We start from the raw sequence: 25,776 nt of genomic DNA, 5'->3' as shown, positions 1-25,776 counted from the left end.
TTGTCGGCTAATCAGGTATCACCGGTTTACTTGCTGCTGCATAAGCGTGATCTTGAGCGCTTAATCCACCAGCGTTACCTTTACCATTATAGTGATAATCCAATTCTTCTCGAGTCTTTATTCTACTATCAGATTGCACATAATCTGGAGCAGGAGCCTTAGTCATTATCGAGGATGAATGACCTGAAGCAAAAACAGCTTTAAATTGTGTAATTTCTTGATTTATAGTGTTTTTTTCAACATTAGATTGAGTAGAAGATATTGTGATATTTGATTGCGATTCACTAGTAACGACTTCTTTAGTGTTAGCTGTGGACAGATCATCTTTGATTACAATTGGTAATAACAGTGAAGGTATAACGGTAACAGTATTACTTGGCTCATCACGACTAACTTGGGTATAATCAATCACTACACGACCTAATGCCAGTTCTAATGACGCAGCAGCAAATTCTAATGGCATTGCAGACTGTTTTAATTCTGCATTTTTGCCTCGTCGTTTAGTCCGAGGTGCATTCATACGCAAATGTCGAGAAGTTCGTCGCTGACGTTTCGGTTGTGAATCGCCAGTTGTATTATTATCGCCTGATTCAGGAACAATAACTGGTACTAATAATGTCGGAATAACAATACGCTCTTTTTCATCTTGTACCAGCGCATCATTATTTTTAACACGAACGCTTTTGGTTAATGTACGCTGTTGTCGCCTTGGTTTCGCTTCTTTTTGTTTTGGTTGTACCGCCTCACTTGCTGCTTTATCGGCTTTAACATTATTCGCTGTATTAGCGGTATTACCATTTTGCTTACTACGACGATTAGGGCGCGTGGTCTCTTTAACCTCTTCAGTTGCTGCATTATTTGCTACTGAACCATTATTACTATTACGGTTATTACGTTGACGTCGATTATTTGTACGTTGGTTATCTCGTCGTTTATTTGACTGAGGTTTAACTTCTGGCTTCGGTTCATCCTGTTGAGAAGTAAACAGCTGCTTAATCTTCTTAAATAAACCAGCTAATAAACCGTTAGATTTTTCAACTTGTTGCGGTTCTGCTTTAGATGCTTTGCTCGCTTCGACTTTAGGGCCCGATAATACTGCTTGCTCTACCACTAACTCGGCAACTTGATCTTCTTCCTCTTCTTCTAGTTCACGAATCAGTTTAGGTAAATTGTAACTTAGTACATCGGTCTCTTCACCACTGCGTTTACGAATCACTTTATAAAGAGGTGTTTCCATCTCTTCATCACCGGCAATAACGATTTTCACATCTGGGTGCATTCTTTCAATATTAGTAATTGCTCGTCGTTTTTCGTTGAGCAAATAACTGGCAATTGGTACTGGAACTATTACGTCAATTTGCACGGTATTATCTTTCATCGCTTCTTCTTGAATTAAACGAAGAATTGATAGTGATAATGAATTATTATCACGAACGGTACCTGTTCCTTGGCAACGAGGACAAATATGGTGAGTTGCCTCACGCAACGAAGGGCTTAAACGTTGACGAGACATTTCAAGTAGACCAAAACGAGAAATACGTGTAGTTTGAATTCTTGCACGATCAGTTTTCATCGCCTCTTTCAAACGATTCTCAACTTCACGCTGATTACGAATTGGTGTCATATCAATAAAATCGATAACAATTAAACCACCTAAATCACGTAAGCGTAATTGACGAGCAATCTCTTCCGCTGCTTCAAGGTTAGTATTAAATGCCGTCTCTTCAATATCGCTACCACGGATAGATTTCGCTGAGTTGATATCAATAGCAGTTAATGCTTCGGTCGCATCAATAACAATAGAGCCACCAGATGGTAAGCGAACTTCACGTTGGAATGCAGATTCAATCTGCCCTTCGATTTGGAAATGGTTAAATAATGGTACATCACCCTCATAAAGTTTTAAGCGACTAACATACTCAACTCGACCTAAATCAGCTAATCGCTTTTTAGCAATTTCAAGCACTTTTGGATTATCAATGAGAATATCACCAACATCATCACGGAGGTAATCACGGAATGCACGAGTAATAATATCGCTTTCTTTATGGATTAGACTTGGCGCTGGATGATTTTTAGATTCATTTTGAATCGCAGTCCAATAGTTGACCAAAGCATTCAAATCCTGTTGCAACTCTTCTTGGCTTTTACCCACGCCAGCGGTTCTTGCAATAACGCCCATGCCTTTGGGTTTTTCTAACGCATCGATAACGCGTTTTAGATCAGCGCGTTCTTCCCCCTCAATACGACGCGAAACACCACCAGCTCTAGGGTCATTTGGCATTAAAACTAAATAGCTACCAGCTAAACTAATATAAGTCGTTAAAGCGGCACCTTTTTTACCACGAATTTCTTTTTCTATTTGAATAAGAACTTCTTGGCCTTCTTGTAAATGTTTAATACTACGACGACCAGAGATATTGGAAGGGAAATAGCTTTCAGCAATCTCTTTTAGTGGTAGGAAACCATCTCGCTCTCCACCATAGGAAACAAAAGCGGCTTCTAAACTAGGATTGATTTTAGTAATTTTGCCTTTATAAATATTGGCTTTTTTTTGTTCGTGACCAAGGCTTTCGATATCTAAATCATACAAGCGTTGGCCATCAACAAGGGCAACACGCAGCTCTTCTTGCTGGGTTGCGTTGATTAGCATTCTTTTCATTATTCTACACTCTTGATTAATCTAAATTAACTGTAGGTAGAATTTTATTATTAACAATAAACGCTTATTTTTAACAATGATAAACAATAGTACTTACTTAAATATTTTTTATACCGTATTCATTATTTTATTTGTGTTGTTTTTGTTATTATTTTATGTGAAATCAGTATAACTTATCCAACATCAATACACTTTTTAGAGGTAATATTACATTCAAAACACCTATGCACTTTTTGAACACCGCTAAATATACAATTATTGATATTATTTCAATGACGAGTTTGCAAATTCTATTTTTTTCTAAAATTTAACAAACCACTAAATCTTTATATGATTGTTTAAAATAAACATATTAATTAATTATAATAATTCTACTTACGCTATTTTATTTTGACAAACTGTAATGTCTAACGCCATTGCTGCATTACACGGATAAAATATCCGTATCTATTATTCACGTTTCAGCAACGGATAGCAAGTAAATTAAACTGACTATTTTATAAACAATTTAATACTGATTTTGTACTGCCCTAAAATTAAACTGAAAACACAATAAAAAAAGGCGTTATCCATTAATTTTTCATCATTTAATTGGGAATAACTTTGGCAAATTTTTTATATCAATTTATAACGCATTTCATGAATTTAAAAACTTAACTTTAACAAAATTGTGTATATGCCAATTTAATCCGTATAATATTAGACAACTATCGATTATAAAATCAACTATGAGATAATATTTAGTTATGGAATCGCCTGAAAAAGTAGCATTGATTGATTTTACCCAGCGTTGGATCGCTCAATTTGAACATGCGCCACAAAGTGAAGAATTACACGGTTTACCCTCGCCTTGCATTATCAAAACCGAAAATCTTGCCGTTTATTGGCTACCCTTTTTACTTAATCCACCAAGAGATTTAACCATAGCAGAACAAGTTATTAACATCAGAATCCACCCAAGTGCACATACATTTTACGGCACACAATATGCTGGGAACCTGACAGCAAAATTCGCTGATCTTAATTTAATTTTATTGCAAGCATGGAATGATGATGACTTTTCAAATTTAGAAAAAAATTTAATTGCTCACCTATCGCAACAAAAAAAATTAAAGCGAACGCCGACCATTTTTATTGCCTCAACCAATGAAGATACTGAAATCGTTGCATTAAATAATTTGACTGGTGAAGTTGTTAAAGAAGATTTAATAACTGGGCAATTGACAACATTATCATCTGATTTAGCGTCATTTCTTGAAAAACATATCGTTATAGCATAATAATTAGCTTTCGATAATCACTAAGCTATGGTACAAATGAGATTCAACCGCATTATGGTTTACAAATTGTAACTTGCCAAACAATGTGTATATAATGGAATAAGTGTCACTAAAAGAAATAGGTAACTTATGTTTGAATATTTATTAGCAGCACCAGCTGATCCTATTTTAGGCTTAGCGGATCTCTACAACAAGGATGAACGCACCAACAAAATTAATTTAAGTGTTGGTGTTTATAAAGATGAAACCACCAAAACACCTATTTTAGAAAGTGTAAAAAAAGCTGAGCATCTATTGTTAGATGATGAAACTACAAAAAGCTATTTACCCATTGATGGAGCTAATTCATTTAATATTGCCACCCAAATCTTATTGTTCGGTAGTGAAAATCAACGAGCGAGAACTGCGCAAGCTCCTGGTGGAACAGGTGCTTTACGCATCATGGCTGATTTTTTATCTCGCCGTACGAAAATAAAACGAGTTTGGATAACCAATCCATCGTGGCCTAATCATCGCAGCGTATTTCAAACTGCGGGATTAGAAGTTCGAGAATACCGTTATTATGATGCTCAAACTCGAAGCCTTGATTTTGATGGTTTAATGAGTGATTTAAATCAAGTTGTCACAGGCGAAGCAGTGCTATTTCATGGTTGCTGCCATAACCCTACCGGTATCGATCCAACTCCAGAACAATGGCAAGCGATTTCAGAGTTAGCCTTAAAAAATGGTTGGTTACCACTATTTGATCTCGCTTATCAAGGATTTGGCCAAGGTATAGAAGAAGACGTATATGGACTCAGATTGTTTGCTAATAATCAACCTGAACTACTGATTGCTAGCTCTTATTCAAAAAATTTCGGTCTATATAATGAGCGTGTTGGTGCATTCACTTTAATTGCTGCGGATAGCGAAATTGCCGATCGGGCATTTAGTCAGGTCAAAACCATTATCAGAGCCAACTACTCTAATCCTCCCGCGCATGGTGCTAAGATTGTCTCTTATATATTAAACAATGCTGAATTAAAAGAAGAGTGGATTGATGAATTAACGGGCATGCGTCAACGCATTCATCGTATGCGCCAACTATTTGTGAAAACTTTACAAGATAAAGGTGCCAACCAAGATTTTAGTTTTATTGCCAAACAAAATGGTATGTTTTCATTTAGTGGTTTAACTGAAGAACAAGTACTTAAATTGCGTAATGATTATGGTATTTATATTGTTAATTCAGGACGAATCAATGTAGCCGGAATGACTATCGATAATATGTCTAGACTTTGTGAATCAATTGTCGAAGTTTTATAGTATAAACTAAAATAACGTATATTCTTGATAATTGGATGTGTTTATGGTTAAATTGAACCAAATTCACATCCAGTTTTTAGTAATAATATCAAAAATAATAAATAGATAGCTATAAAACTCAAAAAAACCGTTCCTCAATTTGTTTCAAACATATAATTGAAACATTATTCTATTTCCTTTATTAGTTACTAACTTGTTTGTATGTTAAAATATCACCATGTTTTAATATCACCTCAATTGAATCTAATTATGTCCATTTGTTATATTGCCTTAGGAAGTAATCTTAATGATCCCTTAATGCAAGCTAATCAGGCTATTGCCGCTTTAAAACAATTACCTATGACCGAAATTTCTGACATTTCACCGTTTTATCGTAGTAAACCTCTCGGGCCGCAAGATCAAAACGATTATCTTAATGCAGTGATCAAATTAACCACCTCACTCACACCTATAGCGTTATTAGATGAGCTGCAAACGATAGAAAAATCACAGGGTCGAGTACGCAAAGATAATCGCTGGGGGGCAAGAACATTAGATTTAGATATTTTGTTATATGATAATTTAATGATAGATAATGAAAGATTAACGATTCCTCATTATCATATGAAAAACCGAGAATTTGTGCTTTATCCTTTATTTGATATCTCACCTGACCTTATATTACCTGATAACGATAACCTTTTTAATTTATTATCAAAATGCCCGATGAATGGAATGAAAAAATGGCATGAATAATTAACCTTATTAATAACATATAGTTGTAATTTTTTGTGGTTTAACGATAAAAAAAATAATAAAAAAAATTTGCCAACGGCTAAATTATTGCTATAGTTTACCGCTCGAAAATAATCCGTACTTAAGGGGATTGCTGTGAAACAGGAACAAAAAGTAAACACATCTTCTCTTAGCCTGCTTGCTATTGCTGGGCTTGAGCCTTATCAAGAGGCAAAAGATGAGGAGTATATGAATCCTAAGCAATTAAAACATTTCAAACTTATCTTAGAAGCATGGCTGTCACAGTTACAAGGTGAAATGGGTAAAACAGTTTCTCACATGCAAGATGAGGCTGCAAATTTCCCAGATCCGGCTGACCGTGCTACTCAAGAAGAAGAATTTAGCTTAGAATTAAGAGCGCGTGACAGAGAACGTAAATTAATCAAAAAAATTGAAAAGACATTAAAGAAAATTGAAACCGATGATTTTGGTTTTTGTGAATCATGTGGTGTTGAAATTGGTATTCGTCGTTTAGAAGCAAGACCTACAGCTGATTTATGTATTGATTGCAAAACATTAGCTGAACTTCGTGAAAAACAAATGGGTATGTAGTTTCCATATAAACTGTCATTTTATTCAATACGCCCATGCAATATATTGGTCGTTTTGCCCCCTCGCCATCTGGACCATTGCATTTTGGTTCGTTGGTGACGGCTCTCGGTAGTTACCTACAAGCCAAAGCCAATTTTGGTAAATGGCTTGTTCGCATTGAAGATATTGACCCACCACGAGAAGTCAAAGGCGCCGCATCGTTAATATTAAAAACATTAGAAGCTTTCGAACTGCATTGGGACGACCAAGTTTTATATCAATCAAATTGTAGTGAGCGTTATCGCACCGTATTACAAACGCTTATTACTCAACAAAAAGCTTATTATTGTGATTGTACCAGACAAAGGATCCATAATTTTAGCAATGGGATATATGATGGCTTTTGTCGTGAGCGACATTTAGCGTCGAATAGCCCACAACAATGTGCTATCCGACTAAAGCAAAATCAGCCTGTTTTTTGCTTCGATGATAAAATTCTAGGACAACAAACCATTGATTCTGCTAATGCTTTAGAGGATTTTATTATTCATCGCAAAGATGGGCTATTTGCTTATAATTTAGTTGTAGTATTAGATGATAATTATCAAGGAATAACTGAAATTGTTCGAGGTGCAGATCTACTACCAGTTACGGCTAAACAAATTTCACTTTATCGATTATTTAATTTTACTATTCCCAATTACTGCCATTTACCATTGGTTTTAGACAATCATGGTAACAAGCTATCAAAACAGAATCATGCTAGCCCAATTGATAGTAAAAAAGCGAATTTATTAACCGCACAAGCATTACAATTTTTAGGTCAACAATTGCCAGACAATTGGCAAGATGCCTCACAAACACAGTTATTAGATTGGGCAATAACTCACTGGAAAATTAACCAAGTACCGAAACAAAACCATGTGTTAACCACCGATATAAGATAAATTAGGTGTGATGCCTAGATTATGCTCATGTAATAAATGTTTTTCTGGTTTTATTAATAGTGAAGCTAACACGCGTGCTTTAAGTTGTGCTTTCTGTTCTGGACTGTTTAGCAAATCTCGTAAATCAACAGCTGCATCACCAAAAAGGCAATAATGTAATTTACCAAGCGATGAAACCCGTAATCGGTTGCAACTTTTACAAAAATCCTGCGAATAAGGCATAATTAGACCAATTTTCCCCTGATAATCACTATGAGCATAAACTTTAGCAGGGCCAGATAATGCCTCTTTTGCTTGTAATTGCCAACCTTGTTCAACAAGTTGAGATTCCACCGCTTCACCAGCTAAATGATAATGATTAAATAATTGACGGCTTTCGGTTGTTTCCATCAGTTCAATAAAACGTAATTCTACTGGCCGGTGTTTAATCCAAGCTAAATAATCACTCAGATGATCATTCATATTTTTCATTAAAACGGTATTAATTTTAACTTTCTCAATACCAACATCTAATGATTTTTCAACTCCTTGCATTAACTCTTGGAGTTTGTCTTGGCCAGTTATTCGTTTAAAAATATAAGGAGAAAAACTATCAATACTAATGTTAATAGCATTAAGTCCAGCTTGTTGCCAATAATGGACATTTTTTAATAATCGTGATCCATTGGTCGTAATTGCCAATTGTTTAATACTTGGATAAGCCGAAATAATTGACAAAATATCCATAAAATCTCGACGCAAAGTCGGTTCACCACCAGTTAAGCGAATTTTATGCACACCAAGTTCGGTAAATGTTGATATGACATTATCAATTTCATTTAACGATAAAAATTTATGATCTTTATTAGGTCGATACCCATTAGGTAAACAATACTGACATTGAAAGTTACATAGTTCAGTAATTGATAAACGCAAATATTGAAAGCGACGCTGATAATTATCCACTAATTGCATATATATAATAAACACCTTATCCAAATCGGGAAGCATAGCCATTTCTGTGCTATACCGCGGCTAAATTACCATATGAATAATATTATCACTTAGGCAAATCAGCTTCAGAGTTTGGTTTAGTCTAGCATAGCGTTTATTTTTTGACTATGAACAATTATTTAATATCAATCTAATAAAAAACAATTTATTTTTATCTAACATTCAACATGGTTATTACTATACTCAGTAGCGATAATGATAAGCCAATCAGGTAATGTCCTTGTTTAGCTGACTCTACCCGTAAAAAAATCTGTTTTCATTGATGACACACTTATTTAATAACTAAAATTGCAATAGTTTTTTATTACAATGGTATTTAAATCATTGGTTAATGTAATATTGAAAAATTCAATTTAAAAAAATAGTTACATATTTTCATGTTAAATTAATTTAATTGATAAATTAGGTTATTATCAGCTTTACTTATTTTTTATTCTGTTTAAATATATAATGATTTTTTGCCGATAAAACCGTCAAATGGAGGTTGTAATGATTACCCATATTAGTCCATTAGGATCAATGGATTTACTTGCCCAAGCAGAAGTCGATATTCTGAAAAAGTCAGCAAATAGTGAACTATACCAATTATTTAGAAATTGTTCACTAGCCACACTAAATGCAGGTAGCAAAACTGATAATACTCAAGAATTATTGGATAGATTTAAATCTTTCGAAATTAACGTTATCAGCAAAGAACGAGGGGTCAAATTAGAGCTTATTGATGCTCCTGAAACCGCATTTGTCGACAAAAAAATTATTCGCTCCATTCAAGCCAATCTATTTGCGGTGTTGCGTGATATCCTGTTTTTAAATAGCCAAATTAGTGCAATTAAACATTTGGTGCCTAATGATAAACTAGAAAAAGAACACTCCTATTACATCACCAATCTTGTTTTCTCAATTTTACGTAATGCCAATGCCTTACATGTGGGTGAAGAACCTAATTTAATTGTCTGTTGGGGTGGGCATTCCATTAACGAAAGTGAATATTATTATGCTCGTCAGGTTGGTATGCAGTTAGGGTTACGCGAACTCAATATCTGCACTGGCTGTGGACCGGGTATTATGGAAGCACCAATGAAAGGGGCTGCGGTTGGTCACGCTCAACAAAGGATCAAAGATAGTCGCTTTATTGGTATGACCGAGCCATCCATTATTGCCGCAGAGCCACCAAATGCACTGGTTAATGAACTTATTATTATGCCGGATATTGAAAAAAGACTTGAAGCCTTTGTGCGTATGGCGCACGGTATTGTTATCTTTCCTGGAGGCCCTGGTACCGCGGAAGAATTGCTTTATATTCTGGGGATTATGCTCAATCCTGCTAATAAAAATCAAACTTTACCAATTATTTTAACTGGTCCCAAAGAATGTGAAGATTATTTTGCTGCAATTGACCAATTTATCCGCAACACCTTAGGAGAAGAAGCAACTAAACTGTATGAAATTATCATTGATTCGCCAGAACAAGTCGCTCGCATCATGAAACATGGCGTCAAACAGGTTAAATCATCACGTTTAGCAACAGGAGATGCTTATGGATTTAACTGGTTACTTAAAATCGATGAATCATTACAGCATCCATTTGAACCAACCCATGAAAATATGGCATCACTTAATCTACACAAAAATCAACCTGTTGAAATGTTAGCAGCTGACTTACGTCGAGCTTTCTCAGGTATCGTAGCCGGTAATGTAAAAGAATTCGGTATGAAGCAAATTGCCGAACATGGACGCTATAAATTACAAGGTGATCCAGAAATTATGAAACAATTAGATAATTTACTGCTTAGCTATGTGAAACAAGACCGTATGAAGCTACCTGGAGGTAGTGCTTACCAACCTTGTTATGAAATTTGTTATTAACGCTAAAATTAAATAACTTCTTTTCCGCCGATAGTTAAATTCTAAGACTAAATTGCAGAATTAAATCGGCGGAATATTTTCAGCAAGAAAAACGCTACAAATCACTTAAAATATCTAGTGCTTCAGATACTTTCTTAACCGCAAAGATCTGCATATTTTCTAGTTTCTTTTTCGGCATATTGGCAATAGGTACTATCGCTTTTTTAAAGCCATGTTTAGCCGCTTCTGAAATACGCTCTTGACCACTTGGTACCGGTCTGATTTCACCACCTAATCCTATTTCACCAAAGATTACCACATCTTGTGGTAAAGGACGATTACGGAAACTAGATACCAATGCGGCAATTAATGCTAGATCAGCGCTCGTTTCAGTCACTTTTACCCCACCGACAACATTAACAAAAATATCCTGATCGGCCATTTGTAAACCACCATGACGATGTAAAACAGCCAATAACAGTGCCAATCGGTTCTGATCAAGGCCGACAGTTACTCGTCTTGGATTACCATAAACAGAGTGATCCACTAAAGCTTGGATCTCAACTAATAATGGCCGAGTGCCTTCCCACAGCACCATTACTGAACTACCAGATAACATCTCTTCACCACGACTTAAAAAGATTGCTGATGGATTACTAACCTCTTTCAAGCCTTGTTCAGTCATGGCAAACACACCTAGTTCATTTACCGCTCCGAAGCGATTTTTATGACTACGCAAAGTACGGAATCGAGAATCCGCATCACCATCAAGTAAAATCGAGCAGTCAATACAGTGCTCAAGCACTTTAGGGCCTGCCAGCGAACCATCTTTAGTCACATGGCCAACCATGATAATGGCAATTCCTTTGGTTTTCGCAAAACGAGTTAAATAAGCTGCTGTTTCTCGAACTTGTGCCACACTGCCTGGCGAAGATTGGATATCAGCAAGATGCATCACTTGAATTGAATCGATAACCATTAATTTTGGTTGAGATTGTTCGGCCAGTAAACAAATCTGCTCGATACTGGTTTCAGACAACATATTAATATTATCAGTAGGTAAACCTAAACGATAGGCACGCATTGCCACTTGTTGCAATGACTCTTCACCAGTAACATAGAGTGTATTCATTTGTGCAGACAATTTACTCATTGTTTGCAATAACAAAGTACTTTTACCTGCACCAGGATTACCACCAATTAAGATAGCACTACCTGGTACAACGCCACCGCCAAGTACGCGGTCAAATTCAGAAAATCCAGTTGAAAATCGAGGTAAGGCCTCTAAACTAATCTCAGATAGTTTTTGGATCTTAGTTTGCCCTGCTCCACCAGCATAACCGGTTAATCGATCATTGCGTGATGAGGAACTGGCTAACCTCACTTCAGTAATAGTATTCCAAGCATGGCAAGCACTACATTGACCTTGCCAACGAGGATAGTCGGCGCCACAATCATTACATACATAAGCGCGCTTTACTGTTTTGGCCAAATTTTTCTCCTAACCTTCACTTAATAAACTGGTAGATAGAATGCACCATAAACCAGTTAAATCAGCATAATTGATACTAATTCTTGCTTTTTCAACGACTTTCGGCTTACCGTGATAAGCAACCCCAAGTCCGGCAATTCGAATCATCATTAAATCATTGGCACCATCACCAATCGCAACAGTTTGTTCGACCGGAATATCTAAAGAAGCAGCCAATTGTTGTAACATTCGAGCTTTATATTTAGCATCAACAATTTGCCCTATCACTTTACCTGTTAACTGGCCTTTTTTAATTTCTAACTCATTAGCATGAGCAGCAACCAGTTTCAACTTCTGTTTTAAATGGTCAGCAAAATAGGTAAATCCACCAGAAACAATAGCAACGTGCCAATTTTTTTTATGTAGCTCTTTAACTAAACAAGTCAATCCGGGCGTTAGCGGTAGTATTTTTTTTACTTGCTCTAAAATATCTTGTGGTGCACCAGTTAACGTCGCCACGCGTTTGCGTAAGCTATTGGCAAAATCAAGTTCACCTCGCATAGCAAGTTCAGTAACTGCAGCAACTTGTTCACCAACACCTTGTAGCTTTGCCAGCTCATCAATACATTCAATAGCAATAGCTGTTGAATCCATATCCATAACCAATAAGCCAGGAGAATGTAAGGTTGGTAAATTATCGATTGGTGCAACATCAATCCCTAAGCTTAACGAAATCGATTTGGCTTTTTTCGGCATTACCCCTGCAATACGTACAATTTGATAGGTTTTAATTTTCCATGAAGAAACCACAACCATCGGCATTGCCAACTGTCTTTGAAATTTTGACAGCAAGGTTTTATTTAACTTTTTACCATAAATAATCCAACCAGTTTTTCCGGCATTGTAATCTAATGGAACTACTTCACAACCATTTAAAGATAAAGGTAAACCTTGCCAATATTGTATATTTTCGGGGAGATCACTATAGGTTAATGTGTAAGCCATATTTCGAGAGTCTTAAAAGTGCAAAACAGATTCGGAATTTACCATATCTGCCAAAGATTGTCCAAGTAACGATGATAAGATGTTATTGATTAAATTTTATGGATTAAAAAACCCTTTTCCTCAAAATTTTTTGAGGAAAAATTTAATTCATCATTAATCATTGCAAATCAACTAACAATTAAAAAGGCAAAAATGAAAACTAAATACCTTCACCCCATAAACATAGCTGTTCAAGGGCAGGACCAATTTTCTCACCCATTGAGGTTAATTTATATAACACTTTAAGTGGTGGTTTTTGACCATACACACTGCGAGTAATAAGTCCATCTTGTTCCAATTTTTTAAGTTGAATGCTTAATGTCATATCGGTAACCTCTGGAATCAATACCTTTAACTCACTAAATCGCTTTTCTCCAGACAGCAAATAGAAAAGGATGATACTTTTCCATTTTCCACTGATTAAATCCATTGCTAAACTCATTGGGCAATAATAAGTTTTATTGTTATAGCGTTTTATCGGCCGTTCTTCATCACTTTGCATACATATTCCTAACTATACTATCAAGTTTGATAGATATTGCTTAAAAAATATTTGTCAATAAACTAAATAGAGTAACTCAATTTTTTATAGTATAAAAACAAAGGAAATATTATGCCATTAATTATTTTAGGTCATCCTAATATTGAACAATCAACAGCCAATAAAACTATTGTTGAAACTTTACAAAATAAATTTAAAAATCTTGAAGTTCGAAATATTCATCAGCTTTATCCAAACTATCAAATTAATGTGCAAGAAGAACAAGCCGCATTGCTAAGACACGAGCTAATCATTTTACAATACCCGATGTATTGGTTTAACATGCCTGCAATCCTAAAATTATGGTTTGATGAAGTTTTTACTTATCAATTTGCCTATGGTTCAAAAGGCGATAAATTAAAAGATAAAAAATTACTAACCAGTTTAACTATCGGGCAAGTTGAGAAAAATTATAGTGATTATGACCCTAATATAATCGATCATCTACATCAACCAGTAAAACTATCCGCACTTTATAGCCAAATGCAATACCTAACACCAGTTGTTTTATATGGGGTATCACCAGTAACCGCTGAGCCAAATGAAATAAAGGCCAAAGCAATACAACATAGTGAAAAACTAGTTGCAATGATAGAAAAATATAAGCAATAGAATAATGGTGATGATTTATATTTGCACAATAAATCATCAAACATCATTGCTAATAACTATTCTTTCTTTAATACAGCATAGAAAAAACCATCACCAGCCAATTCAGTCGGTAAAAACTGCCTAAGTTCTCCCTGCTGTTTGGCGTTGGGGGTTTGTTGTAAAAAACGGGCGATTTGTAACTTATTCTCCTCTGGCAATACGGAGCAAGTGGCATAAACTAAGGTGCCACCTGTTTTTAAATAAGGCCAGATACGTGTCAAAATAGCATATTGTAGTTCGGTGAGTTGAGTGATATCGCTATCACGTCGTAACCATTTTATATCAGGATGACGACGAATAACCCCAGTAGCCGAACAAGGTGCATCAAGCAAGATGCGATCAAACTGACGCCCATCACACCACTTCTCAGGAGTTAAACCGTCACCGACTTTGACTTGTGCATGTTGTTTTAGGCGTGTTAAATTTTCATCAATTCGTTTAACGCGGTTGGCATCAACATCTACAGCTAATACATTAGCTGTTGGCGCAAGTTCTAAGATATGGGTGGTTTTACCGCCAGGAGCGGCACACATGTCTAAAATTTGCTCACCATTTTTAGGTGCTAATAGGTAAGCCGCGTATTGTGCCGATAAATCTTGTACTGTTACTGCTCCTTCAGCAAAAAACGGTAATTTAGTCACATTTACCGCCGTAGTTAAACGAATAGCACAGGGGATATCAGCAAAAGACTCGGAAGTAATCTGTTTTTTTTCAAGTAATTGTTGGTATTCACTAACCGAATAATGGTTAAGATTAACTCGTAACCACATAGGTGGTTTCTGATTATTCGCACTAACAATTGCTTGCCACTGCTCTGGATAAGCTGATTTTAAACGATTTAATAACCAACCAGGATGTAAGGTCTGACTAATTTGTTGTTTACTATCTTGCTGAAATTTTTGTTTTAATGATGCCTGTTGGCGTAAAAATTCACGTAAAACACCATTAATCACACCTTTTAATTGCGGTTTTTTTAAATCATTAACCGCACCAACTGTTTCGCCTACAGCGGCATGTTCAGGAATTCGGGTATAAAGAATTTGGTACAATCCAGTTAGCAATAAGTAATGTAAAATTCTATTTTTCCCAGTTAAGACCTTGCTCATTAAGTTATGAATATAGAAATCCAGTTCTGGTAGCACTCGCATTACACCAAAACAGATTTCTTGCACTAGTGCTTTGTCTTTATCAGCAACTTGATTATTCAAAGATGCTAAAGCCGTACTAAGTGATTGTCCTTCTTCAAGTACCGCAAAAATAGCTTTTGCACAAAGCGCACGAATATTTTGGTATGACTTTTTATTCATAACTAATAATAGCCTTAATTCTTTTGATTGTTTAAAGAATCAATGATCCAACCCATCCAGCAATAAATAACGGAATATTGAAATGGGTAAAGGTTGGAATAACACTGTCTCTAATATGGTCATGCTGTCCATCACTATTTAAACCAGCAGATGTGGCTAAAATAGTATCTGAAGGTGGTGAACCTGCATCACCGATAGCTCCTGATGCACCAATTAAACAAACTGTGGCAATTGGTGAAAATCCTAATTGAACACATAATGGAACATAAATTGCCGCAATAATTGGAACAGTAGAAAATGACGAGCCAATTCCCAGCGTAATGACCAAACCAACTAACATCATCATGAAAGAGGCTACGACTTTGTTACCAGCAAATAACGCTGCACTATTAATGACTAAAGGTTCTATTTCATGCGTCTGTTTTAATACTTCGGCAAACCCTTGCGCAGATATCATCACAAAACCAATCATTGCCATCATTTTGATACCATCGGTGAAGATTCCGTCTGCTTCGCCCCATTTGATTGAACCTGAAACAATAAAGCAAATAAAACCAATTAACGCACCTAATATCATCGATCCAGTACAAAGTTGCACAGTGAAAGAAAGAACAATCGCTAATAATGAGATAATAAGTGAACGAGCACTTACATTACTAAACTGTTCGGCATGACTCTCTTCACGGATAAGTTCATACTGTCTCGGTTTACGATAACTGACAAAAATAGCCCATAGTAAACCAACAAACATACCGAAAGCCGGAATAGCCATAGCATGCATAACATTAACATGGCTAACATCCATCCCCGATGAAATAATATTTTTTAACAAAATTTGGTTTAAAAAGATATTACCGAATCCAACAGGTAAAAACATATATGGCGTAATCAAACCAAATGTCATAATACACGCAATCATTCGTCTATCTAGTTGTAATCTCGACATCACATATAAAAGTGGTGGAATTAATAGCGGAATAAAGGCGATATGAATTGGAATAATATTCTGTGAGGAAATACTAACTAACCCGATAATAATAATTAATAACCATTTAATTCGTGTTTTCGCATCATTAGTAGTTAATTGTTTAATGGCTTTATCAGCTAATAATTCTGGTAAGCCTGATTTAGAAATAGCCACCGCAAACGCACCTAACATAGCATAAGATAAGGCAATATTAGCCCCGTTACTAATACCTGTATTAAAAGCGTCTATGGTTTCTTTTAGGGTTAGATGGCTGCATAAACCACCTGCAAATGCACCAATAATTAAGCTAATTACCACATGAACTCGGCAAAGCGAAAGCACTAACATTAAAATAACAGCAACAACGACTGCATTTACAGAGGAATACAGCTCAAGAATAGTATTCATAAATAGATTTTCGTGATTGTAAAATAGTTATTCTAGGTGATAGCTATTTAAAGTGCAATTGTTAGTATACACTTACTATCGTAAATTATTTTCATTAGGCCAAAGAACACTTACTTTAATCCTATTAATTAGAAACAACTAATTTTCATGCCTTTATAAAAATTGTACAAAAAGCCTGTTTTAATTATCGATAACATGTAATTAATATCCAATGTGGTGTTGATATAAATAAACCTTTATAATACGCTTTCATTATCATAATATTGTTGCAATAACTACAAGATTATGCAAATTTGCTAACGGTCATACAATGACACATATATACTTGGATATGAGTTCCTTATTCTTATATAAGACATCAATTTACAACTTAAACATTCATTATTAAGTTGGTAAATGAATAACTTAAAATGATTTAAGTAGATAATTAGCAACAAAATATGAGGTTTATTTTTATGTTTTCTTGGTGGACAAAAGTTTGTTTTTCACTAATTCAGATCCCAGTTAAGCTTTTTGTTAAAAGTAAACCTATCCCTACCGATCCCATTACTGAATTGGATCTCGATATCCATAGGCCAATTTTGTATGTGTTACCTTATAATTCACAAATTGACTTAATGGTAGTGAGATCACTTTGCCTTAAATATAATTTACCGGATCCCTTAGTAGGCATTGATATCAATGGCAAAACTGTACCTACTTATGTTTATATTGATAAAGGGCCAGGAATTTTTGCTTCGAATAAACAAAAAAGTAAGTCTATTGAAATTCTAAGAGAATACATTTCAGCACATCAACAAAATGATGAACTAGATGTGCAAATGTTGCCGGTTTCCGTTATGTTTGGGCGAAAACCAGATAAAGAAGGTAAAAAAATGCCTTCACTACAAGTTTTAGGCGCAACGTATAAACTTTATAAAATCTTAATTTCTGGCCGTGACTGTTACACTCGATTCTCTCGAACGGTATCATTTAAAAACATTAAGGTTGATAATAATCAAGATATCTCTGTTTTAGCCCACAAACTTGCTCGTGTCGCACGCATACACTTTGCCAAACAAAGGGCTGCCTCTGTTGGTCCGAAGTTACCTGTTCGTCAGGAGATGCTTAACAAATTACTAACTAATCCTGCCCTTGCCGAAGCTATACGAGAAGAAGCGAAAAGCAAAAAAATAGATCAGGATAAAGCCAAAAAGAATGCCTTATCATTATTAAACGAAATTGCAGCTAATTTTTCTTACCGCATGCTTAGAATGACCGATTTTGTTCTGACTTGGGCATGGAATAGACTTTATCAAGGTTTGAAAGTCACCAATGCAGACCCAGTTCGAGAATTAGCTGAAAATGGCCATGAAATTGTCTATGCGCCATGTCATCGTAGTCATATGGATTACTTATTACTATCCTATGTACTTTATCGACAAGGACTGGTGCCACCACATATTGCCGCAGGTATTAATTTAAACTTTTGGCCAGCAGGACCTATTTTTAGACGCTTAGGGGCATTTTTTATTCGCCGTTCATTTAAAGGTAATAAACTTTATACCGCTGTATTTCGGGAGTATTTAGCTGAGTTATTTATCCGAGGTTATGCGGTCGAGTATTTCATCGAGGGCGGTCGATCACGCACAGGTAGGTTACTTGATCCTAAAACAGGAATGTTAATGATGACAGTCCAGACTTTATTGCGTGGTGATCCTCGGCCAATCACAATAGTTCCTGTTTATATTGGTTATGAACATGTTTTAGAAGTTGCCACTTATGCCAATGAACTTCGTGGAGCAAAAAAAGAAAAAGAGAGCTTGTGGCGTACAATTAAAGCATTTTTAAAATTGAAAAAATTAGGATTTGGTTATGTTAACTTTGGTGATCCTATCCCTCTAAACCAATTTTTAAATCAACAAATTCCTGATTGGCGAGATGCGATTGATCCAACAGGAACACAGCGTCCTAGCTGGTTAACGCCTACAACTAACCTGCTGGCTAAACAAATAATGGAACACATTAATTCATCTGCAGCAATCAATGCAATGAATTTATGTTGTTCAATATTGTTAGCTGCTGACCAATGTACATTAACTAAAGTAAAATTATTGGAAAATATTGATTATCTTCTAAAATTATTAAAAAATATTCCTTATTCCGATTTAATTACTATTCCTGATCAATCTGCTGAACAGATGTTTGCACATGCTAAAGAAATGGGCAAATTTGTCATTGCCACTGATGAAGTTGGTGAAATGGTAGGTCTAACAGCGGACCAAGCAGTATTGATGACCTATTATCGTAATAACATTCAGCATTTACTGATCATTCCAGCTATTGTCGCGAGAATTTTGCTTAAAAATAACCGTATTTCGCTTGATGAAGTACTTATGCAAGTCAAATTGCTGTTCCCATTAATAAAATCAGAACTATTTTTATATCACAATGATGAACAACTTACAGAGTATGTTAATAAAATTATTGCAACTTATGCCGAATTGAATCTAATCAGTTACACGCCAGACAAATTAACCTTGAACTACTTAAAAATGTCAGGTTTACAGCTATTGGCATCATCCTCAAAAGATACATTACAACGCTATGTAATTGCATTTTCATTATTGCAAAAAGATCCAACCATCAGTCGAGCAAGTTTAGAAAAAGAAGGCCGATTAATAGCAGAACGTTTATCGATACTTCATGGTATTAATGCACCAGAATTTTTCGATAAAGGAGTCTTTTCAACATTGGTTTCTTCACTAAGAGAACAAGGTTATTTAGATGATAAAGGTGATGCTAATTTAGCGAAAATCGAAATCATGAATAAAATTCTTAAACCTCTTATTACCACTCGTGTAATGCAAACCATCGACGAAATTAATCCAAAATAATAAATTGGTTAAGGCTTACTTGATTATTATCAGTAAGCCAAATATACTGGATTTATAACCATTAATTTGAACATTTTTTTAACTTAATTAATTTTAATAACAATATATTTAATCGCAATAAAACCCTAAAACAATTAAATAGCAAACGATATTTTTGACATATGTCAAACTTCTTAATATTTATCCCTTTATTTCCATTCAATTAAATATTATCATTACGATTAATAAGGATGTTTACCCATTCCAACATAACAATCTAAATAATGTAATGTCAGCTTTTTAAGGAGTTCATATGCTATTTAACCGTAGACAGTTCTTTAAGATCTGTGCTGGTGGCATGGCTGGAACCACAGTAGCTACGCTGGGTCTTGCCCCGAGCATAGCTCTTGCACAAACTCGCCAATATAAATTATTAAAATCAAAAGAGACGCGAAACAATTGTACTTACTGCTCCGTTGGATGTGGAATGCTCCTCTATAGCCGAGGAGATGGAGCAAAAAATGCCGAATCATCTATTTTTCATATCGAAGGTGACCCTGACCATCCAGTTAGCCGTGGCTCTCTTTGTCCAAAAGGTGCTGGAGTACTTGATTATATAAAAAGCGAACAACGGGTTAAATATCCTGAATATCGTGCCCCTGGTTCTGATAAATGGCAACGGATTAGTTGGGATGAAGCAATTGATCGTATTGCACGGCTAATGAAAGCGGACCGAGATAAAAACTTTCAAGAAAAAAATGCACAAGGTACAACAGTTAATCGCTGGACAACAACCGGCTGGTTGGTTACCTCAGCTGCGAGTAATGAAACGGGATGGTTAGCGTTTAAAGTTGCTCGTTCATTAGGAATGTTAAGCCTCGAAACCCAAGCTAGGGTTTGTCATGGTCCTTCTGTTTCTAGCTTAGCTGCGACATTCGGTCGAGGCGCGATGACCAATAATTGGAATGATATCAAAAATGCTAATGTGGTTATCGTTATGGGGGGTAATGCAGCGGAAGCCCACCCTGTTGGATTTAAATGGGCTATTGAAGCTAAAATTACTAACGGCGCGGAACTGATTGCGATTGATCCACGTTTTCATCGAACTGCCTCTGTCGCCGATCATTATGTACCAATTCGTGCTGGTTCTGACATTGCTTTTTTACTTGGTATTATTAACTACCTTATCTCACATAACGAAGTAAACTTTGAATATCTGGTTACCCACTCTAATGCCAGTTTAATTGTCCGTGATGATTTTAACTTTGATACAAATAGTGGTTTATTTAGTGGTTATGATGCTGCTAACCGTCAATACGATCAAACCAGCTGGGCATATCAAAAAGATGAAAATGGTTATGCATTAAGAGATAAAACCCTAAGTCATCCACGTTGTGTATGGAATTTATTAAAACAACATGTGAGTCGCTATACGCCAGAAATGGTAAATAAAGTTACCGGTAGTCCAATAGAAGGTTTTTTACATGTTTGCCGTTCACTCGCTAGTACCAAAACCAACGATCGTGCAGCTACTTTCTTATATGCCTTAGGTTGGACTCAACATACTTATGGTTCGCAAATTATTCGTACCGCGGCAATGATTCAATTGATTCTTGGTAATATTGGTGTCATGGGTGGCGGTATAAATGCGCTGCGTGGTCACTCCAATATTCAAGGTTTAACCGATGTTGGTTTACTCTCTAATCGATTACCCGCTTATCTCGATCTACCAAAAGATTCTCAAACCTCGCTCGAACAATATTTGTCCGAAAAAACGCCAAAACCACTCGGTCCAAATGAGGTCAATTTTTGGGGAAATTACCCGAAATTCTTTGTTAGCTTTATGAAAGCAATGTACGGTGAGAATGCCACTCAAGATAACAATTGGGGATTTGATTGGTTACCAAAATGGGATAAAACCTATGATGTTTTAAGATTCAGCAAAATGATGCGTGATGGTCAAGCTAATGGTTTTATTTGCCAAGGTTTCAACCCATTAGCAGCACTGCCTGATAAAAATAGTATTCGTGATGGATTATCTAAGCTTAAATTTTTAGTTAGCATTGATCCAATGCCAACTGAAACAGCTGAGTTTTGGAAAAATCATGGCGAATCCAACGATGTTGATCCAAGCAAAATTCAAACCGAGGTATTTAGACTTCCTGCTAACTGCTTTGCTGAAGAAAACGGCACAATTGTTAACTCATCACGTTTATTACAATGGCACTGGGCAGCAGCAAGACCTCCTTACGAATCACTTTATGATCCAGAGATTATTGCCCGAATTTATCTAAGAATTAAAGAGCTTTATGAAGAAGAAGGTGGTGCTTATCACGAACCAATTAACAATTTAAGCTGGGATTATCTAGATCCAGAAGGTCCATCGGCTGAAGAACTCGCTAAAGAGTGTAATGGTCGAGCATTAGCTGACTTAACGGATAACAGTGGCAATGTCATCCTGAAAAAAGGGCAACTATTAAGCGGTTTTTCACAATTAAAAGCTGACGGATCTACCTCATCAGGAATCTGGATATTCTGTGGCTCTTGGACTGAGCAAGGTAATCTAATGGCTCGCCGCGACCCTAGTGATCCATCTGGTAAAGGTATCCATGCTGGTTGGGCATGGGCATGGCCAATGAATCGACGAGTGTTGTATAACCGAGCCTCGGCCGACGAAAATGGTAAACCATGGGATCCAAATCGAGTGTTAATCAAATGGAATGGTACAAATTGGGATGGTAATGATGTCGCTGACTTTACCGGTACATTATCACCAAGCTCTGGTGCCGGTGCATTTATCATGAATAATGACGGTTTAGGTGGATTATTCTGCCTAAATCGTTTGGTTGATGGTCCATTCCCAGAACATTATGAGCCATTTGAAACACCAATTTCCAATAATCCTATGCATCCTAAACAAGTTAATAGCCCAGTTGCGCGAGCATTTAAAGAGGATTTAGCTCGCTTAGGTAAAGCAGATGAGTTTCCGTATGTTGGCACCACATACAGTATTACTGAACACTTCCACTTCTGGACGCAACATGCGAGATTAGCATCCATCACACAACCGGAACAATTTATTGAACTGAGTGAAAATCTTGCTAATAAAAAAGGCATAAAACTAGGCGATACGGTTAAAGTTACCTCATATCGAGGTTACATCAAAGCCAAAGCAGTTGTGACAAAACGTTTACCAACTTTGACAGTTGATGGTAAAGAGATCGAAACCATCGGAATTCCAATTGTTTGGGGATTCACGGGGCAAACTAAAAAAGGCTTTTTGGTTAATGAATTAACACCACATTTAGGTGATGCTAATTCACAAACACCAGAATATAAGTCGTTTTTAGTTAACATCGAAAAAGTTACCACAGCGGCATAAGGAGGGAGATAAATTATGTCATTACAAACTCAAGATATTATTCGCCGCTCAGCAACTAACGCTTTAACCCCTGCACCTCGTGTACGAGATTATCAGCAGGAAGTTGCCAAGTTAATTGATGTAACTACCTGTATCGGCTGTAAAGCTTGCCAAGTCGCTTGTAGCGAATGGAATGATTTGCGTGCCGAAATAGGTAATAGCGTCGGTGTTTATGACAACCCTGCGGACTTAGAACCTAAAGCATGGACCGTTATGCGCTATTCAGAAGTTGAAATTAATGGCAAATTTGAATGGCTTATTCGTAAAGATGGTTGTATGCACTGTTCTGATCCTGGCTGTCTAAAAGCGTGTCCGTCAGAAGGGGCGATTATTCAATATGCTAATGGTATTGTTGATTTTCAATCGGAACACTGTATTGGATGTGGATATTGTGTGGCCGGCTGTCCATTTAATATTCCTAGAATCAGTAAAGAAGATAATCACTCTTATAAATGTACCTTATGTGTTGATCGCGTCGCAGTTGGCCAAGAGCCAGCCTGTGTAAAAACTTGCCCAACGGGAGCGATTCATTTTGGCACCAAACAAGATATGATTCGTCATGCCGAGCATCGAATTACTGATTTAAAAAAACGTGGATTTGAACACGCTGGTCTCTATAATCCAGAAGGTGTGGGTGGCACACATGTTATGTATGTTTTACATCATGCCGATCAACCTGAACTTTATCATGGCTTACCAAAAGACCCACAAATTAGTGAAATTGTTAAATTCTGGAAAGGTGCTTGGAAGCCACTATCAGCAGCGGCTTTTGTCGCTACTTTTGGTGGATTGCTGTTCCATTATATGGGTGTCGGTGCGATTGAAGTCGATGAAGAAGATATAGAACATGAAAAAGAAGCAGATAAACAAGCAAGGAAACGTTTAGGATTGCCTATTTTTGGCCGAAAAAATACGCCAAATTCGTCGCAAACGGAGGCTCATCATGAATAAAAAAGGAATGATATTAAGAACACCACTTATTGTACGTTTCTGTCATTGGTGTATGGTCTGTTTGTTTATTCTAACGGCACTATCTGGTTTGTCCCTGTTTTTTCCATCCATTAAGCTATTTGGATTATTTCTTGGTACACCACAACTAGTTAGAGCGTTACATCCAATAATTGGTTGTGTAGTATTCGTTTTATTAATGTTTATGTTTATAAAACTAGCACATCATAATATTCCAAATAAAAATGACCTGTTATGGATTAAAAACTTTAAACACGTCATTATGGGTAAAGAAGAAGGTATTCCGATCGGTAAGTATAATGTTGGTCAGAAATTTCTATTCTGGTGCATTATGAGTCTGATCTTTGTATTATTTGTTACAGGTTTAATTATGTGGCGTCGCTATGTTTCCGATTACTTCCCAATTCAAATAGTTCGTATTGCCATATTTTTACATTCTTTTGCAGCTATATGTCTTATTTTATTAGCCATTGGCCATGCTTATATGGCACTTTGGGTAAAAGGTTCCATAAAAGGTATGATAACTGGCTATGTTTCTCGAGCTTGGGCGTTTAAAAATCATTCATCCTGGTACGAAGAAGAAATGAAAAAAGTTTATCAGCAAGAACTTAATGCCGAGAGTGAAACCAAGGTTGAGCAATCACCGCAAACTGAGCAAAAACCTGCTTTATAAAGTCTAATAGTAGATCTGCTGATATTAATCAGCAGATTAGCTAAATGACTAAATCAATTCTGGATAAAACCTCAAAGTGGTAATCAATAATGAGTATAAAAATCATTTCTCAAGAACAACTCGAACAACAAAATACAAGCTCAGTAATTAGGCAAATCCCATTGCTATTTTATCCATCAACGAAAACACTTTATATTCACCGCGCGGCACGATTAAAAACTTTAGCCGAAAATAACCCATTAAGCGATTATTTACTATTTTGTACAAAAATAGCAGAGCAACAAGCCAAATTAATTAACCAACAAAACGCTATTGAAGCACCAAATTTACTCAATAATGGCTTAGCGCCATTAAGTTTAGAGAATTTACCATTAAATGATATTTGGCAAGATTATTTATCTGAACTATTAAATTCTTTTTCCGATATCAGTGAACAAATTGAAGCCGTAATTCAACGATTAAAACAAAATAATCCTGAACAACTTCAAGAAAAAGCGATTAGTTTACTACAAGGTAAATTTGATCTGGTCGAAGGCAACGAATCTATATTTATTTGGTCTGCATTATCGGTTTATTATAGTCAACTGGCTAATCAAATTAAAGGAAAAGCAGTCGCTAAAAATACTGATCAAAGTTGGCTATGCCCTGTTTGTAATAGCCTACCGGTTGCTAGTGTGATTCAACTTGGCGGTAATAATGGTTTAAGATACCTTCATTGTAGTTTGTGTGAAAGCGAATGGTATGTACCACGGGTAAAATGTACTTGTTGCGATAATATGCAAAATATCCAATATTTCTCATTAGATAACGAAATGGCAGCAATAAAAACTGAATGTTGTGATGCCTGTCATAGCTATTTGAAAATTTTAGACCAAGATAAAGATCCTCACATAGAAGTTATTGCCGATGATGTAGCATCATTAATCTTAGATATAAAAACAGAAGAAGAAGGATTCGCAAAAAGTGGGATAAACCCATTTGTTTTTGCACAAAAATAAAATTTTCAATCAGGAACATTTTATCTTTTTATAATAATTAATTATAAAAATATTACTTAACATTTTAAATTATTAAGACTAGAATAATATCACTGTACTAGTTTATGAGTTCTTGATAATGAAACGTTATTTAT

The 25,776-nt window shown here is 35.9% G+C and carries 19 protein-coding genes and 1 riboswitch; of the genes, 12 read left to right on the top strand and 7 right to left on the bottom strand.

Annotation, left to right across the window (positions count from 1 at the left end; genetic code table 11):
• Window positions 1-7: 7 nt before the first annotated feature.
• A complete protein-coding gene (rne, locus tag B6C99_RS04805; RefSeq protein WP_086358794.1) occupies window positions 8-2,662 on the bottom strand; it encodes a ribonuclease E in 2,655 nt (884 codons plus the stop codon).
• A gap of 746 nt (window positions 2,663-3,408) precedes the next feature.
• Between rne and syd the strand changes: the two genes are divergently transcribed.
• From syd to gluQRS, 5 genes are all read left to right on the top strand, one after another.
• Complete coding sequence (gene syd, locus B6C99_RS04800) at window positions 3,409-3,942, top strand: SecY-interacting protein (protein ID WP_086358793.1); 534 nt, start codon at window positions 3,409-3,411, stop codon at window positions 3,940-3,942.
• Window positions 3,943-4,071: 129 nt separating this feature from the next.
• A complete protein-coding gene (locus B6C99_RS04795; protein ID WP_086358792.1) occupies window positions 4,072-5,247 on the top strand; it encodes an amino acid aminotransferase in 1,176 nt (391 codons plus the stop codon).
• A gap of 249 nt (window positions 5,248-5,496) precedes the next feature.
• On the top strand, window positions 5,497-5,982 hold the full coding sequence (gene folK / locus B6C99_RS04790; protein ID WP_086358791.1) for a 2-amino-4-hydroxy-6-hydroxymethyldihydropteridine diphosphokinase: 486 nt from the start codon (window positions 5,497-5,499) through the stop codon (window positions 5,980-5,982).
• Window positions 5,983-6,117: 135 nt separating this feature from the next.
• Entirely contained in the window at window positions 6,118-6,573 is a 456-nt protein-coding gene (dksA, locus tag B6C99_RS04785) for an RNA polymerase-binding protein DksA (protein WP_034883770.1), read from the top strand.
• A 35-nt stretch (window positions 6,574-6,608) separates the two neighbouring features.
• Window positions 6,609-7,499, top strand: a complete 891-nt coding sequence (gene gluQRS, locus B6C99_RS04780) for a tRNA glutamyl-Q(34) synthetase GluQRS (RefSeq protein ID WP_086358790.1) — start codon at window positions 6,609-6,611, stop codon at window positions 7,497-7,499.
• Here the strand turns inward: gluQRS and moaA are convergent.
• Entirely contained in the window at window positions 7,479-8,453 is a 975-nt protein-coding gene (gene moaA, locus B6C99_RS04775; protein ID WP_086358789.1) for a GTP 3',8-cyclase MoaA, read from the bottom strand. The genes gluQRS and moaA overlap by 21 nt on opposite strands.
• Window positions 8,451-8,574, bottom strand: a riboswitch (molybdenum cofactor riboswitch). It overlaps the preceding gene by 3 nt.
• Before the next feature lie 407 nt (window positions 8,575-8,981).
• On the opposite strand from moaA, the gene ppnN reads away from it, so the two are divergent.
• Window positions 8,982-10,358 carry a nucleotide 5'-monophosphate nucleosidase PpnN gene (gene ppnN / locus B6C99_RS04770; RefSeq protein ID WP_065614640.1) on the top strand — a complete coding sequence of 459 codons (1,377 nt, stop codon included), beginning with the start codon at window positions 8,982-8,984 and terminating at the stop codon, window positions 10,356-10,358.
• Window positions 10,359-10,452: 94 nt separating this feature from the next.
• Here ppnN and radA read toward each other — a convergent pair whose 3' ends face one another.
• From radA to B6C99_RS04755, 3 genes are all read right to left on the bottom strand, one after another.
• Window positions 10,453-11,829, bottom strand: coding sequence for a DNA repair protein RadA (gene radA, locus B6C99_RS04765; RefSeq protein ID WP_086358788.1), 1,377 nt, complete (start codon window positions 11,827-11,829; stop codon window positions 10,453-10,455).
• Window positions 11,830-11,838: 9 nt separating this feature from the next.
• Window positions 11,839-12,813, bottom strand: coding sequence for a phosphoserine phosphatase (gene serB / locus B6C99_RS04760; protein ID WP_086358787.1), 975 nt, complete (start codon window positions 12,811-12,813; stop codon window positions 11,839-11,841).
• A 199-nt stretch (window positions 12,814-13,012) separates the two neighbouring features.
• On the bottom strand, window positions 13,013-13,354 hold the full coding sequence (locus B6C99_RS04755; RefSeq protein ID WP_086358786.1) for a helix-turn-helix domain-containing protein: 342 nt from the start codon (window positions 13,352-13,354) through the stop codon (window positions 13,013-13,015).
• A 111-nt stretch (window positions 13,355-13,465) separates the two neighbouring features.
• Here B6C99_RS04755 and B6C99_RS04750 point away from each other — a divergent pair, with 111 nt between their 5' ends.
• On the top strand, window positions 13,466-14,005 hold the full coding sequence (locus B6C99_RS04750) for an NAD(P)H-dependent oxidoreductase (protein ID WP_086358785.1): 540 nt from the start codon (window positions 13,466-13,468) through the stop codon (window positions 14,003-14,005).
• 56 nt (window positions 14,006-14,061) lie between these two features.
• Here B6C99_RS04750 and rsmB read toward each other — a convergent pair whose 3' ends face one another.
• On the bottom strand, window positions 14,062-15,351 hold the full coding sequence (gene rsmB / locus B6C99_RS04745) for a 16S rRNA (cytosine(967)-C(5))-methyltransferase RsmB (RefSeq protein ID WP_086358784.1): 1,290 nt from the start codon (window positions 15,349-15,351) through the stop codon (window positions 14,062-14,064).
• A 31-nt stretch (window positions 15,352-15,382) separates the two neighbouring features.
• Complete coding sequence (locus B6C99_RS04740; RefSeq protein WP_086358783.1) at window positions 15,383-16,726, bottom strand: Na+/H+ antiporter family protein; 1,344 nt, start codon at window positions 16,724-16,726, stop codon at window positions 15,383-15,385.
• A 440-nt stretch (window positions 16,727-17,166) separates the two neighbouring features.
• Between B6C99_RS04740 and plsB the strand changes: the two genes are divergently transcribed.
• From plsB to fdhE, 5 genes are all read left to right on the top strand, one after another.
• Window positions 17,167-19,602 carry a glycerol-3-phosphate 1-O-acyltransferase PlsB gene (gene plsB / locus B6C99_RS04735; RefSeq protein WP_216819379.1) on the top strand — a complete coding sequence of 812 codons (2,436 nt, stop codon included), beginning with the start codon at window positions 17,167-17,169 and terminating at the stop codon, window positions 19,600-19,602.
• Between the two features lie 292 nt (window positions 19,603-19,894).
• Window positions 19,895-22,963 carry a formate dehydrogenase-N subunit alpha gene (gene fdnG / locus B6C99_RS04730; protein ID WP_086358781.1) on the top strand — a complete coding sequence of 1,023 codons (3,069 nt, stop codon included), beginning with the start codon at window positions 19,895-19,897 and terminating at the stop codon, window positions 22,961-22,963.
• Between the two features lie 15 nt (window positions 22,964-22,978).
• Window positions 22,979-23,953, top strand: coding sequence for a formate dehydrogenase subunit beta (gene fdxH, locus B6C99_RS04725; protein WP_086358780.1), 975 nt, complete (start codon window positions 22,979-22,981; stop codon window positions 23,951-23,953).
• Window positions 23,946-24,644 (top strand): formate dehydrogenase subunit gamma, encoded by a 699-nt coding sequence (locus B6C99_RS04720; RefSeq protein WP_065614648.1) that lies wholly within the window; start codon window positions 23,946-23,948, stop codon window positions 24,642-24,644. The genes fdxH and B6C99_RS04720 overlap by 8 nt, the downstream gene beginning before the upstream one ends.
• A gap of 89 nt (window positions 24,645-24,733) precedes the next feature.
• Window positions 24,734-25,642, top strand: a complete 909-nt coding sequence (gene fdhE, locus B6C99_RS04715; RefSeq protein WP_086358779.1) for a formate dehydrogenase accessory protein FdhE — start codon at window positions 24,734-24,736, stop codon at window positions 25,640-25,642.
• The last annotated feature ends 134 nt before the right edge of the window (window positions 25,643-25,776 follow it).

It is taken from the genome of Gilliamella sp. N-G2 (assembly GCF_002142215.1).
Taxonomy (GTDB): domain Bacteria; phylum Pseudomonadota; class Gammaproteobacteria; order Enterobacterales; family Orbaceae; genus Gilliamella.
Note: the sequence above shows the minus strand (reverse complement) of the source record. Positions and strands in the feature narration are given on the sequence as shown.

Excerpts from the sequence above, each read along its gene's own strand:
- folK (WP_086358791.1), top strand. The coding sequence starts at position 5,497 with ATGTCCATTTGTTATATTGCCTTAGGAAGTAATCTTAATGATCCCTTA.
- gluQRS (WP_086358790.1), top strand. The coding sequence starts at position 6,609 with ATGCAATATATTGGTCGTTTTGCCCCCTCGCCATCTGGACCATTGCAT.
- B6C99_RS04750 (WP_086358785.1), top strand. The coding sequence starts at position 13,466 with ATGCCATTAATTATTTTAGGTCATCCTAATATTGAACAATCAACAGCC.
- plsB (WP_216819379.1), top strand. The coding sequence starts at position 17,167 with ATGAGGTTTATTTTTATGTTTTCTTGGTGGACAAAAGTTTGTTTTTCA.
- fdxH (WP_086358780.1), top strand. The coding sequence starts at position 22,979 with ATGTCATTACAAACTCAAGATATTATTCGCCGCTCAGCAACTAACGCT.
- B6C99_RS04720 (WP_065614648.1), top strand. The coding sequence starts at position 23,946 with ATGAATAAAAAAGGAATGATATTAAGAACACCACTTATTGTACGTTTC.
- rsmB (WP_086358784.1), bottom strand. The coding sequence starts at position 15,351 with ATGAATAAAAAGTCATACCAAAATATTCGTGCGCTTTGTGCAAAAGCT.
- fdnG (WP_086358781.1), top strand. The coding sequence starts at position 19,895 with ATGCTATTTAACCGTAGACAGTTCTTTAAGATCTGTGCTGGTGGCATG.
- B6C99_RS04795 (WP_086358792.1), top strand. The coding sequence starts at position 4,072 with ATGTTTGAATATTTATTAGCAGCACCAGCTGATCCTATTTTAGGCTTA.
- B6C99_RS04740 (WP_086358783.1), bottom strand. The coding sequence starts at position 16,726 with ATGAATACTATTCTTGAGCTGTATTCCTCTGTAAATGCAGTCGTTGTT.
- syd (WP_086358793.1), top strand. The coding sequence starts at position 3,409 with ATGGAATCGCCTGAAAAAGTAGCATTGATTGATTTTACCCAGCGTTGG.
- rne (WP_086358794.1), bottom strand. The coding sequence starts at position 2,662 with ATGAAAAGAATGCTAATCAACGCAACCCAGCAAGAAGAGCTGCGTGTT.
- moaA (WP_086358789.1), bottom strand. The coding sequence starts at position 8,453 with ATGCAATTAGTGGATAATTATCAGCGTCGCTTTCAATATTTGCGTTTA.
- B6C99_RS04755 (WP_086358786.1), bottom strand. The coding sequence starts at position 13,354 with ATGCAAAGTGATGAAGAACGGCCGATAAAACGCTATAACAATAAAACT.
- ppnN (WP_065614640.1), top strand. The coding sequence starts at position 8,982 with ATGATTACCCATATTAGTCCATTAGGATCAATGGATTTACTTGCCCAA.
- serB (WP_086358787.1), bottom strand. The coding sequence starts at position 12,813 with ATGGCTTACACATTAACCTATAGTGATCTCCCCGAAAATATACAATAT.
- fdhE (WP_086358779.1), top strand. The coding sequence starts at position 24,734 with ATGAGTATAAAAATCATTTCTCAAGAACAACTCGAACAACAAAATACA.